The sequence below is a fragment of the Streptosporangium sp. NPDC049248 genome (genome assembly GCF_040678965.1).
GTDB classification, from domain to species: domain Bacteria; phylum Actinomycetota; class Actinomycetes; order Streptosporangiales; family Streptosporangiaceae; genus Streptosporangium; species Streptosporangium fukuiense.
Window position 1 is genome coordinate 48679 of record NZ_JBFAQY010000027.1, and the last position, 12272, is coordinate 60950.

Consider the following 12272-nt stretch of genomic DNA (forward strand, 5'->3'; position numbering starts at 1 on the left):
AGGTCCGCTTATTCGGGGTGGTTGGTCTTCAGCCGTGTCACCAGGGCGGCGGCCTGGGTGCGGCGTTGCATGTTCAGTTTGGACAGCAGGTTGGAGACGTAGTTCTTGACCGTTTTCTCGGCGAGGTACATTCGCTCGCCGATCTGCCGGTTGGTCAGGCCTTCGCCGATCAGTTCAAGGATGTGGCGTTCCTGGTCGGAAAGAGCGGCCAGCGGGTCTTTCTTGACGGCCTGTTCGCGTAGCCGCGCCAGCATGGCGGAGGTCGTCTGCGGATCCAGCATCGATTCGCCGCCCGCCACCGTGCGTACGGCGCCGACCAGGTCCGAGCCGTGGATCTGTTTGAGCACGTAGCCGGAGGCGCCCGCCATCACGGCGTTGAACAGGGCTTCGTCGTCGGCGAAGGAGGTCAGCATCAGGCAGGCCAGTCCCGGCATCTTGGAGCGGACCTCACGGCACACGTCCACCCCGTTGCCGTCGGGCAGGCGCACGTCCAGAACCGCGACGTCCGGTTGCAGCGCTGGAATGCGGGCTATCGCCGACTCGGCGGTCCCCGCTTCGCCGATCACCTCGATGTCGCCTTCGGACTCCAGCAGTGCGGCCACGCCGCGCCGTACCACTTCGTGATCGTCGACCAGGAACACGCGAATCATGTCCTGAGATTATCCTTCCCGGAGTGCCGGTGGTAAGGACGAGGATCCCCGCCATCGTGCGGTGAGCGCGGATGTCTTCGGTGCTGAGCCGGCGGCGAGGGCGGATGATCAGGTTTTCGCCTCGAACAGGCCGGCCACCCCGGCCATCGCTCCCAGGTGGATTCCCTCGGAGGTGGTTCCCGCCTGGAGATCTCGCACGTCGTTGTTCAGCGCCTCGACCAGGAAGGGGTGCGAGGCGCCGGGGCGCAGGCGGGCCAGCACTCCGGCGTGGACGACGGCGCTCAGCGTCGAGCCGTGGCAGGTGCGGGCCAGGTAGTAGTCCACGGTGTCCTTGGCCATCGTGGCGTTCCACTCGTAGCCAAGGCCGGTCAGGATCTCGTCGAGCCCTTCCTCGCCGAGCAGGTGGAAGAGCATGAGCACGTCGGCCTGTTTGGAGGCCTTGTACCGGTTCGGCGTGTCGCCTTCGGCTTCGAGGATGCGGTCCAGCCGCCGGATGTCTCCGTACTTCTTCCGGTAGGCGGCCCAGTCCAGCTCCTCCAGGCCCGCGTATCCCTCGAACTGGCTGATCACCCCTTCGTGGAAGTCCACCCGCATCCGCCGGGTCATGGCGGTGAACAGTTCGATCTCCTGTTCGCCGACCCCCTCGGCGCCGACCAGGCCGATCATGTCCAGGACCCGGCGCATCAACCAGGCGGTCATGACGTTGGTGTAGGCGTTGTTGTCCAGTCCGGGCTCGGCGTGGTCGGGGTAGCCGTCGTGATACTCGTCCGGGCCCATCACGCCGCGGATCGCGTAGCGCCCCTTCTCGCAGGTCGCGAGTGAGGCGAAGAAGCGGGCCACCTCCAGCAGCAGTTCGCCGCCGAAACCGGCCAGGAAGGCGGTGTCCTTCGTCGCCTGGTAGTGCTGCCACACGTTGAAGGCGACGGCCAGGCCGACGTGGCGCTGCAGGTGTGAGCGGTCGGGGAGCCAGCGGCCGGAACGGGGGTTGAAGTGCAGGCGCGGTGTCTCCTCCCGGCCGTCGCTGCCGCTCTGCCAGGGAAACATCGCTCCGGCGTATCCGGCCGCGCGGGCGGCCCAGCGTGCCTCGGGCAGGCGGCGCCACCGGTACCTGAGCAGTGCCCGGGTGATTTCGGGCAGGCGCGGGGCGAGAAAGGGGATGACGAACAGGTCGTCCCAGAACACGTGGCCTCGGTAGGCCTCGCCGTGCAGGCCCCGGGCGGGTAGGCCGGTGTCGAGTTCCGCGATGTGCGGGGAGGCCGTCTGCAGCAGGTGGAAGACGTACAGGTTGAGGATCTGCTGCACCTCGGTGTCCTGGGCGGTGACGTGCGCCCGCCGCCACAGCCGGTCCCAGGCCCGGATGTGCCGCTTGAGGAGGGTGGCGAAGCCGCCCGCGCGCACGACGGCGCTTCTCGCGGCGGCCTCGCTCTCGGAGATCGCCCTGTCGCGGGAGGTGTAGAGGGCCACGATCTTCTCCACGGTGACCTCGTCACCGGCTTTCACCTCGACGGTGCGGTCATCGCCGACCCAGCCCTCCTCGACGTCGGCGCGGCAGCGCCCGCCGGCCAGTGTGGTGCGGGCGGCGAGTGCGATCTCCACGCGGGAGGTGGCGGTGCGGGTCAGCAGTTCGATCACGCCGTGGGCGGCGTGCCCGCAGATCGGGACGAGATGCCGGCCCTCCAGCTCGCGGTAGCGGGCGACTCCGGCGTTGGTGACGCGCCCGTCCAGTGCCGAGCGGATCTCCAGCGCTCCGTCCCAGTTCTCCGGAACGATCGTCATCGTGAGGGCGGCCAGGTGTGGGTCGTCCATCGAGACCAGGCGGTGCTGTTCCACTCGGGTGACCCGGCCCTGAGGGTCGCGTATCCGCAGGAACCGGGTGAGAGTTCCCTGGCGCATGTCGAGCGTGTGGCGGTAGGTCAGGATCTCGGCGGTGCCGGGAGCGAACCAGTCGCCGCCTTCGGCGCGAAAGGTGAGGAACAGCCAGTTCGGCACGTTGACCAGGTCCTCGTTCTCCACCGGGTGTCCCGCCACCTGGGAGACGAGCCGGTCGTAGCAGCCGGCGACGTAGGTGCCGGGATAGTGCACCCCGTCGGCCTGTGACTCCGGCGCGGCGCCCCGGGTGGCGAAGTAGCCGTTGCCGAGCGTCGTCAGCGCCTCTCGCACCCCCTCCCGGGCGGGGTCGAAGCCGTCATAGGTGAGGAGCCAGGGGTTCACGTCTTCTCCCGTGAAGTTGTGGTTGTGCCAGATCGGTGACGAGGCCGACGCCGGTGATGGGAGCGGAGTCGAAGCGGCCTGCCCTGACTGCCGGGAGAGTCATGAGTATCCCCTTCCGTCTGCACGGTACGGCACTGTTCACGGCGGTTTTAGGGCTGATCGGCCCTATGGCGCAGGGACCTTCGTCGGAAGGTCTGGCATTGCATGCGAAAGGGGACAAAGGTCCCCACGTCCGGGGACGATCGTCCCTGGGAGAACCGCAGGTGCCGCGATCCGATGGGCAGCGGGGGAAGTGATGACCGAATCGATCGCTGTCGGAACGGATGGCTCGGCCGCCGCCACCGCGGCCCTGGAGTGGGCGGTCGACGACGCCGTCCGCCGGGGGGTGTCCCTGCGGATCGTGCACGCCATGGACCGCTGGCCGCACGATCTTGTCGAGTTTCCCGCGCCGGCCCGGCCCGGCCGGCTGGCGTGCTTCGGCGAGCAGGTGCTCACCGAAGCGGCCAAGGCGGCGACGGAGCGGAGGCCGGATGTCCGGGTGACCACCGAGCTGATCGAGGGGACGCCGTCCGACGTTCTGTGCGGGCAGGCGGAAACGGCGATCGAACTGGTGGTCGGCAACCGTGGCCTGGGCGGTTTCGCCGGATCGTTGCTCGGCTCGGTTCCCGTCCGGCTGGCGGGCCACGTACGTGGTGCGGTGGTGGTCGTCAGGCAGGGACGTGCCGAGGCGTACGGCGAGGTGGTCGTGGGTGTCGACGGTTCCGCCGAGTGCGAACCCGCCCTCGGGTTCGCCTTCGAGCAGGCCGCCTTGCGCGGATGCGGGCTGCGCGCGGTCTACGCCTGGCAGATGCCCCACGCGTTCTCGCCGGAGGCGGCCGAAGACACCGAAGAGATCCGGTACGCACAGCGCCGGATGGCCGAGGAGCGGCTCGCCGGCTGGCAGGAGCGGTTTCCCGCGGTCGAGGTCGTCTCGGAGGTGACGCGTGCGCGCCCGGTGCCGACACTGCTGGCCGCCTCGGCACGGGCGGACCTGCTCGTGGTGGGTTCTCGCGGCCTCGGTGCCGTCGGCTCGGTCCTTCTGGGATCGGTCAGCCGCGAGGTTCTCCACCATGCTCGCGGCCCCGTCGCGGTCGTCAGATCGACCAGGTCCACCGGCCGGGGGCCGCGCGCCTCATCCGGGTGACCGGAGGCCACGGGGGTAGGAGACCTGCACCGGCTTTCTGCCGCGGGGGCGGCCGGAGGTTCGAAGGGGGAACAACATGATCCTGGTGGGAGTCGACGGCTCACAGGCCGCGCTTGAGGCGGTGAGCTGGGCCGTGCGGGAGGCCGGGCTACGCGACACCGAGCTGCGCGTCGTGCACGTCATGGTGGCCTGGCCGTTGGAGATGACCGAGGACGCTCCGTACGCCGATGTCGGCCGGTGGATGCGCGACGGGGCCACGTCCATGCTGACGGACGCGCTGAACCGGGCCCGCGAGGAGGACAGCCGGGTCGGGGTGGAGTCGTCGCTGCTGCCGGGCGACCCCAGGGGCGTCCTGATCAAGGCCGCGCAGGACGCCGACCTCCTGGTGGTCGGCAGCCACGGCCGGGACGGTTTCTCCGGCATGCTGCTGGGGTCGGTCGCGCTGGGCGTGGCCGGGCATACCGCCTGCCCGGTCGCCGTCATACGGAGGACGCCCGCGCGGCCAGGCGGTGAGGTGGTCGTCGGAGTCGACGGCTCCGTGGCGGGCGCGTCCGCCATCGAGTTCGCCTTCGCCGAGGCGTCCCTGCGCGGTGCCGGCCTGCGGGCGGTGCACGCCTGGAACCAGCCCGTCGTCGGCGGAAGGCCGTTCGCCCCGACGTCCGCCGAGGAGGCGGCCGAGGGGGAACGGCGGCTGCTGGCCGAGGCGCTGGCCGGCTGGGGAGAGCGCTATCCGGATGTCAAGGTCACCGAGCAGATGGAGCAAGGGCATCCGGTGGATGTGCTGAAGAACGCCTCGGCACAGGCCGATCTGCTGGTCGTGGGATCACGTGGTCGCGGGGACCTCGCGGGACTGCTGCTGGGCTCGGTCAGCCACTCGCTGCTGCAGCACGCCGTCTGCCCGCTGGTCGTGACACCCGCCGTCACGACACCCCGGCACACCTGACCGGACGGCCGGAGAGGGCCACATCCGCCTGACGGCGGCGAGAGGCGAAGGGGTGGATCATGAAAGCGCTGGTCTATCAGGGCCCCGGCAGGAGATCGTGGCAGGAGGTCCCCGAGCCGGGCGTCCAGACGCCCACGGACGCGGTGGTCCGCGTCGACGCGGTGACGATCTGCGGCACCGACCTGCACATCCTCAAAGGGGACGTGCCGGCCGTCGAGCCGGGCCGGATCCTGGGCCACGAGGCGGTCGGCACGGTCACCGAGGTCGGCGCCGGGGCCGCGCTGAAGCCAGGCGACCGCGTCCTGGTCTCGTGCGTCTCGGCGTGCGGGCGGTGCCGCTACTGCCGTACGGGCTCCTACGGGCAGTGCCTGGGCGGCGGCGGCTGGATCCTCGGCCACCACATCGACGGGACGCAGGCCGAGTTCGTACGCGTTCCCTTCGCCGACACCTCGACCCATTTCGTGCCCGAGGGGATCGGCGACGAGGCCGTGCTCATGCTGGCCGACATCCTGCCCACCTCCTACGAGGTCGGTGTGCTGAACGGCAGGGTCGCCCCCGGCGACACCGTGGTCGTCGTGGGCGCGGGCCCGATCGGCCTGGCCGCGATCACCACCGCCCGCCTCTACAGCCCCAGCCGCGTCATCGCCGTCGACCTGGCCGAGGCCAGGCTGGAGGCGGCCACCCGCTTCGGGGCGGATGTGGTGATCGGCGCGGACGGTGATCCCGCCGGGAAGGTCGCCGAGCTGACCGGCGGCCTGGGCGCCGACGTCGCCATCGAGGCCGTCGGCGTGCCGGAGACCTTCGAGCTCTGCGCCCGCCTGGTCAGGCCGGGCGGCCACGTCGCCAACGTCGGCGTGCACGGCAGGCCCGTCACCCTGCACCTTGAGGAGTTGTGGGCACGCGACCTCACCTTCACCACCGGCCTGGTCGACACCTACTCCACGCCGACGCTGCTGAGCATGCTCGGGGCGGGCCTGCTGGACGGCGGCAGGTTCGTCACCCACCACTTCGCGCTGCACGACATGGAGAAGGCCTACGAGGTGTTCTCCCACCCCCAGGAGACCGGGGCGCTCAAGGTGGTGCTCACCCGCGGCTGACCCGGTCGGCGGACGTCGCCGGCGCCGGGAGACGGGGTTTCCCGCAGCCTCTCCTCGACGCCGCGGCGCTGTCCGGTTTCGCCGCGGGGTGACGAAAGGCCCTGCCGCCACGCGGGCCGAAAGGGACTTCCGGCCCTGGGATCGGCAGGTTTGGCAAAGGTCTTATGGGAATAAGGAGGATCGATGTCTAACCTGATCATTGTTGGAGCCGACGGCTCCGGTAACGCGACCGCCGCCGTCGAGTGGGCGGCTGACGACGCCGCCCGGACGGGCCTGCCACTGCGCATCGTCACCGCCGTGCAGCGCTGGCCGAACGACATCCCCAAGTTCCCCGCCCCCGAGTGGGAGGACGCGGTGACCGAGTCCTCCCGGAAGGTGCTGGCCGCCGCGGAGGAGACGGCCCGCTCCCGGCAACCCGGCATCGAGGTGACCACCAAGCTGATCGATGGATCGCCGGCGCTGGTCCTGCGCGAGCAGGGAAAGGACGCCACGGAGCTCGTCGTGGGGACCAGGGGACTCGGCGGGTTCGCCGGAGCCGTGATCGGCTCGGTCAGCGTCCACGTCGCCGGCCACGTGCACTGCCCGGTCGTCGTCGTCCGTCCGGGCCGGACCGGGACACACGGCGAGATCACGGTCGGCCTCGACGACTCCGAGGCCTGCGAGCCCGCCCTCGCCTACGCCTTCGAGCAGGCCAGGCTGCGCGGCAGCACCCTGCGCGCCCTCTACGCCTGGCAGGTGCCGGTGCACATCTACGCCCCGGAGATCGTCTATGACATGGACGAGTTCCGCGCCGCCCACGACAAGCTCGTGACGGACCGGCTCACCGGGTGGCGGGAGAGGTACCCCGAGGTGAAGGTGATCGAGGACGTGCGCCGCGCCCACGCGGTCGAGGCCCTCAGTGACGCCTCCGATACCTGCGACCTGCTCGTCGTCGGCTCCCACGGCCGCGGTGCCCTCGGCTCGCTGTTCCTGGGTTCGGTCAGCCGCGGTGTCCTGCACCACGCCCGCTGCTCCGTCGCCGTCGTCAGGTCCTAGCAGGGGGTCGGCGGGGTCCTGGCAGGGTTCGCGGGGTGAGAGGCCGAAGGTCCCATGAACACGATGACCTTCGCAGTCCGGGAGCGAGCCGTACGGCACTGCGTGGCGACCCTGAAAAACGATGTGATGAAGACACAACAGAGACCGCGAAAAACTACCGAAAGGGGCCGTCATGGCCACCAGGCACGGTCGGGACGTTCCCTCCAAGCAGTCCGCCACGAACGTCACCCCTTCGGCGGCGACGCGTCCGGTCGACTACGTCTGGGCGATCGCGCGCATCTCGATCGGATGGATCTTCCTGTGGGCGTTCCTCGACAAGACCTTCGGCTGGGGATTCGCCACCCCCGCCGACCGCGCCTGGATCGCCGGGGGCAGTCCAACGACCGGGTTCCTCAAGGGCACCGGTGAGAACGCCCTCGGCGGCCTCTTCTCCAGCCTGGCCGGGCAGGTCTGGGTCGACTGGCTGTTCATGCTCGGCCTGCTCGGGGTCGGCGTCGCCCTCATCCTGGGGGCCGGCATGCGGATCGCCGCCGTCGCCGGGAGCCTGATGCTGATCCTGATGTGGGCCGCCGAGCTGCCCCTGGCCACCAACCCGTTCATGGACGACCACATCGTCTACATCGTCGTGCTCGCCGGACTGGCGATGGCGGGCGCCGGTGACACCCTCGGCATCGGCAGGTGGTGGAGCAGCACCTCCCTGGTGCGGAACTACCCCTTCCTGCGCTGACCGGGCCCCAAGACGCCCACCCCATGATCGGGGTGGGCGTTTTGCCGTCTTGGTGCGAGACTCCCGAACATGGCAGACACCGACTCCCATCCCCTGCTTCCGAACATGCGGCTGGACGAACTGCTGTCGGAGCTACAGCTCCGGCTCGAAGCGGTACTCGCCACCCGCGACCGCGTACACGCCCTGCTCGAGGCGGTCGTGGCGGTCGGCAGCGACCTCGACCTGGAGACGGTGCTGCGCCGCATCGTCGAGACCGCGACCAGGCTGGTGGACGCCAGTTTCGGCGCGATGGGCGTGGTCGGCCAGGAGAACACGCTGGTGCAGTTCATCCCGGTCGGGCTCAGCGAGGAGGAGATCGCCAGGATCGAGCACTGGCCGCACGGCCTCGGCCTGCTCGGTTTGCTGATCAAGGAGCCGCGACCGCTGCGCCTGACGCGCATCTCCGACCATCCCGAGTCCTACGGCTTTCCTCCGGGCCATCCCCCCATGGGCTCCTTCCTCGGGGTGCCGGTCCGGGTGCGCGACGAGGTGTTCGGCAACCTCTACCTCACCGAGAAGCGCGGTGGCGGCGAGTTCGACGAGGAGGACCAGGCGATCGTCGTCGCGCTGGCCACCGCGGCCGGCGTGGCGATCGAGAACGCCCGCCTGTTCGAGGAGACCCGCCGCAGGGAGACGTGGCTGGCCGCGTCCTCGGAGATCACCACCAGTCTGCTGTCCGGCGCGGACCCCCAGGAGGTCCTCACCCTGATGGCCAGGCGCGCCCGTCAGATGACCGGCGCGGACGTCGTGGCGATCCTGCTGCCGGAGGCGGGCGGGCAGCTGCTGCGGGTGGCGATCGCCGACGGCGAGAACGCCGGGCAACTGGAGCAGGTGGAGATCCAGGTCGCCGGCTCCCTGGCGGGACGGTCCTTCGCCGACGGCGAGCCCCTCATGGTCAACGATCCGGACGAGGCCGGCGAACTGCGGAACGTGTTCTCCGATCATCTGCCGATGGGCCCGGTGGGGGCCGTCCCGCTGGGTGCGGCAGGTGTCGCGCGCGGTGTGCTGTCACTCGGCAAGCGCTCGGGCCGCACCCCGTTCGTCCAGTCGGAGCTGCGTACCCTGCACGCCTTCGCCGCCCAGGCGGCGGTGGCCCTGGAACTGGCCGAGAGCCGCAAGGACGCCGAACGGCTGGGCCTGCTCGAAGACCGCGACCGCATCGCCAAGGACCTGCACGACGTGGTCATCCAGCGGCTGTTCGCCGTCGCCATGACACTGATGAGCACGGTCCGGCTGGTCGAGAGACCGGAGGCCTCCGGCCGCCTGAAGGGCGCCATCGACGAGCTCGACGAGACCATCCGCCAGATCCGCTCCACCATCTTCGCCCTTCAGACACCCGGCGGGGACGGTGCCCCCAGCCTGCGCGCCGGCATCGTCGAGATGCTGGAAGGCGCCCGTGGTCACCTGGGCTTCATGCCCGGCCTGCGGATGGACGGGCAGCTCGACAACCGCGTGTCGCCCGAGGTCGCCGACCACCTGCTGGCGGTGCTGCGCGAGGCCCTGTCCAACGCGGTACGGCACGCCAGGGCCGGGAGGATCGACGTCTCCGTCGAGGCGCTGGACGACCGGCTCACCCTCGTCGTGCGGGACGACGGCGTCGGGCTGGCCGGCGACGGCAGGCGCAGCGGCCTGCGCAATCTGCAGGAGCGGGCGACCCGGCTCGGCGGTTTCTTCGAGATCGTCTCGCCGGAGACGGGGGGCACCAGCCTGACCTGGAGCGTGCCGCTCTAGTCGCGCGCCGCGGCGCCCTGGTCCACGGGTCTAGGGGAAATCCGGCGGCCGGTGAGGTGGCCCGTCTGCACCAGGATGTAGTGGTCCCGGCTTGCCGGTGCCCAGGTGGTCAGGGGCAGCCGGGCCAGGCGCTCGATCTCCCGCGACTCGTACACGGCTCGCGCGGGCCCCACCGCGGTGACCGACCAGCCGGTTCGCGCCGACGGATCGAAATCGTCGGCCTCGAAGGCGACGATCGCGTCACGGGCCGCCGCGGCGAGCTTGGAACCGATGGTGGTGCGGATCACCACCGTCTCGTCGTCGAGGACGAAGTTGACCGGCTGCACGGCCGGAAGGGCACGGTCGGTGAACACGATCCGTCCGATCGAGACCGAGCCCAGGAGTTCGAGGCACTCCGGCCGGGAAAGCACTTCAAGGCCTGCCGAGTCGAGCTTCATGCCTCTCAGGCTGCCTGTCGGCGTACCGGGGACGTTAGGGGCTAAAGTCCCGTCATTGGCGGTGTTCGGCCTTCGGAGGGCCCGTGGTACGTGTTCAACGCCGTTACCGCCTCGGTGCCCCCGTCTCCGGGTTCCCGCTGACGCCCCGCTTTGTGGGCGGGCCGCTCACCATGTGATGATCGTGGCCATGGCGGACATCGAGTACGTCGAGTACGCCGGGGTTCTTGACGGTGACGACCACATGACCATGGCGCGTGTCCTGGAGGTCTGGGCGGGTGGCCCGGTCCGCGTCGCGCTCCACTTCTTCGGCTGGGAAATCGACTACGACAGCGAGAGCATCTCGCTCTACGCCCAGCCCGGGGTCCACCTCCCCTCCGGAAACGACCGTGATCAGGAGCCCTACTATCTGCTGTCCGGTTCCCTCACCACAGCGACGGTCGCCGAGGCGGAGGGCCGTCTGAGGGCTCTGATCGCCGCCTTTGGCAAGGTGGGCATCGGCTGCCGCCAGCTCGAGTACCAGATCGTGGATGAGAACGGCCGGGTGCTCGAAGAGCGCGAGGGCGCCGTCTTGTCCTGAGCCTCCCCGGTGAGTCGCCGGGGAAGCGGTGTTCCGACAGCCGTCGGGAAGCGGGCCGGTGCTCGTGAAATGGGTCCGCCCGGCCGGTTGTTCTCCTATATGAGGCTGCGAGCCGGGATCTTCGGCCCTGCCCGCCGGGACATGCCGGCGGCTGACGGTGGGGCCGAGGGGCGAGATTCCCGCCGCCGGCCGCGAGGGGGCCGCGGTGGCCGATGAGCGGCCGGTCGCCCGGCGGAGCCGGGCGCCGTTTCCGGTCGCGGCGTGATCTCGAGGTCCCGCCGGCAAGCGGAGGTGTGCGGGGCGTCGGAAGGGGGGACGCGGTGTTCGCCGATCGTCAGGATGCGGGCCTGCGGCTGGCCGAGCGGTTACGCGGGTCTGTCGGTGCCGATGAGGAAGTGGTCGTTCTGGGGCTGCCCAGGGGCGGCGTGCCGGTGGCGTTCGAGGTGGCCCAGGCCCTTGACGCGCCATTGGACGTGATCGTGGTCCGCAAGCTCGGGGTGCCGTTCCAGCCGGAACTCGGGTTCGGCGCCGTGGGGGAGGGCGGGGTCCGCGTCATCAACCACGACATCGTGCTGCTCACGGAGCTCACCTATGCGGAGACGGCCGAGGTGGAGGAGTATGAGCGGGCCGAGGTCCTGCGCCGTGCGCGCCAACTGCGCGGCGACCGCGCTCCGGTGGACCTGACGGGCCGTACGGCGATCGTGGTGGACGACGGGGTCGCCACCGGGGGGACGGCGCGTGTCGCCTGCCAGGTCGCCCGGGCGCGGGGTGCCTCACGGGTGGTGCTGGCGGTGCCGGTGGGGTCACCGGAGACGATCGCGAGCCTGCGCGAGGTCGCCGACGAGGTGGTCTGCCTGCGGACACCGGAACGCCTGCTGGCGGTCGGCGTCTGGTACGTCAATTTTTCCCAGACCACCGATGAGCAGGTGGCCGAGCTGCTCCGAAGGGCCGCGCCAGCGGCAGGGGAACGCGGCGGGAACGCGGCCTCCGATCCGCCGGGCCGCGACGAGGAGGTCCTGGTGGACGCCGGGCAGGTCGAGTTGCCGGGCCAGCTCGTCGTCCCGCCCGGCGCCGGGGGAGTGGTGGTGTTCGTGCACGGCAGCGGCAGCAGCCGGCACAGCCCGCGTAACCGGTACGTGGCCGGCGTGCTCAACGGCGCCGGTCTGGGGACGCTCCTGTTCGACCTGCTCACCCTGGATGAGGGGGCCGACAGAGGCAACGTGTTCGACATCGGGCTGCTGGCAGAAAGGCTCGTCCGGGTGACCGGCTGGCTGGGCGATCAACCCTGGGCGGCGGGCCTCCCCGTCGGCTACTTCGGGGCGAGCACCGGAGCGGCGGCCGCGCTGTGGGCGGCGGCGGAGCCGGGCTCCGAGGTCACCGCCGTCGTCTCCAGGGGCGGGCGGCCCGATCTGGCCGGGCCGCGGCTGCCCGAGGTGCGGGCGGCGACCCTGCTGATCGTGGGAGGTGCCGACGGGGTGGTGCTCGACCTCAACCGGGCCGCGCAGGAACGGCTGCGCTGCGAGAGCCTGCTCCAGGTCGTCCCCGGCGCCACCCACCTGTTCGAAGAGCCGGGGGCACTCGAAAACGTCGCCGCCCTCGCCCGCGACTGGTTCACCGGTCACCTCGGACCGCCGGCGTGAGG

At 70.6% G+C, this 12272-nt stretch carries 11 protein-coding genes; 8 read left to right on the top strand and 3 right to left on the bottom strand.

Features of this window, described 5'->3' with window-relative positions:
• Positions 1–8: 8 nt before the first annotated feature.
• Together AB0K21_RS34735 and AB0K21_RS34740 are read right to left on the bottom strand one after the other, a co-directional pair.
• Positions 9–650, bottom strand: a complete 642-nt coding sequence (locus AB0K21_RS34735; RefSeq protein WP_343966196.1) for a response regulator transcription factor — start codon at positions 648–650, stop codon at positions 9–11.
• A 108-nt stretch (positions 651–758) separates the two neighbouring features.
• Entirely contained in the window at positions 759–2861 is a 2103-nt protein-coding gene (locus AB0K21_RS34740; protein ID WP_343966198.1) for a glycoside hydrolase family 65 protein, read from the bottom strand.
• 295 nt (positions 2862–3156) lie between these two features.
• On the opposite strand from AB0K21_RS34740, the gene AB0K21_RS34745 reads away from it, so the two are divergent.
• The 6 genes from AB0K21_RS34745 (at position 3157) to AB0K21_RS34770 (ending at position 9616) form a co-directional block, all read left to right on the top strand.
• Positions 3157–4044, top strand: coding sequence for a universal stress protein (locus AB0K21_RS34745; protein ID WP_343966200.1), 888 nt, complete (start codon positions 3157–3159; stop codon positions 4042–4044).
• Positions 4045–4120: 76 nt separating this feature from the next.
• Positions 4121–4987 (top strand): universal stress protein, encoded by an 867-nt coding sequence (locus AB0K21_RS34750; protein WP_364155884.1) that lies wholly within the window; start codon positions 4121–4123, stop codon positions 4985–4987.
• 59 nt (positions 4988–5046) lie between these two features.
• The gene (locus tag AB0K21_RS34755; RefSeq protein WP_343966204.1) at positions 5047–6084 is read left to right on the top strand and encodes a zinc-dependent alcohol dehydrogenase family protein; all 1038 of its coding nucleotides are present in this window, start codon (positions 5047–5049) and stop codon (positions 6082–6084) included.
• A 183-nt stretch (positions 6085–6267) separates the two neighbouring features.
• Positions 6268–7119: a universal stress protein gene (locus AB0K21_RS34760; RefSeq protein WP_343966206.1), complete on the top strand. Its 852-nt coding sequence runs from the start codon at positions 6268–6270 to the stop codon at positions 7117–7119.
• Positions 7120–7291: 172 nt separating this feature from the next.
• Complete coding sequence (locus AB0K21_RS34765; protein ID WP_343966208.1) at positions 7292–7846, top strand: hypothetical protein; 555 nt, start codon at positions 7292–7294, stop codon at positions 7844–7846.
• 69 nt (positions 7847–7915) lie between these two features.
• A complete protein-coding gene (locus tag AB0K21_RS34770; RefSeq protein WP_343966210.1) occupies positions 7916–9616 on the top strand; it encodes a GAF domain-containing protein in 1701 nt (566 codons plus the stop codon).
• Here the strand turns inward: AB0K21_RS34770 and AB0K21_RS34775 are convergent.
• Positions 9613–10053, bottom strand: coding sequence for a pyridoxamine 5'-phosphate oxidase family protein (locus AB0K21_RS34775; protein ID WP_343966213.1), 441 nt, complete (start codon positions 10051–10053; stop codon positions 9613–9615). The two genes, AB0K21_RS34770 and AB0K21_RS34775, sit on opposite strands and share 4 nt — an antisense overlap.
• 187 nt (positions 10054–10240) lie before the next feature.
• Here AB0K21_RS34775 and AB0K21_RS34780 point away from each other — a divergent pair, with 187 nt between their 5' ends.
• Together AB0K21_RS34780 and AB0K21_RS34785 are read left to right on the top strand one after the other, a co-directional pair.
• Positions 10241–10630 carry a hypothetical protein gene (locus AB0K21_RS34780; protein WP_343966216.1) on the top strand — a complete coding sequence of 130 codons (390 nt, stop codon included), beginning with the start codon at positions 10241–10243 and terminating at the stop codon, positions 10628–10630.
• 320 nt (positions 10631–10950) lie between these two features.
• Complete coding sequence (locus tag AB0K21_RS34785; RefSeq protein ID WP_343966218.1) at positions 10951–12270, top strand: phosphoribosyltransferase; 1320 nt, start codon at positions 10951–10953, stop codon at positions 12268–12270.
• The last annotated feature ends 2 nt before the right edge of the window (positions 12271–12272 follow it).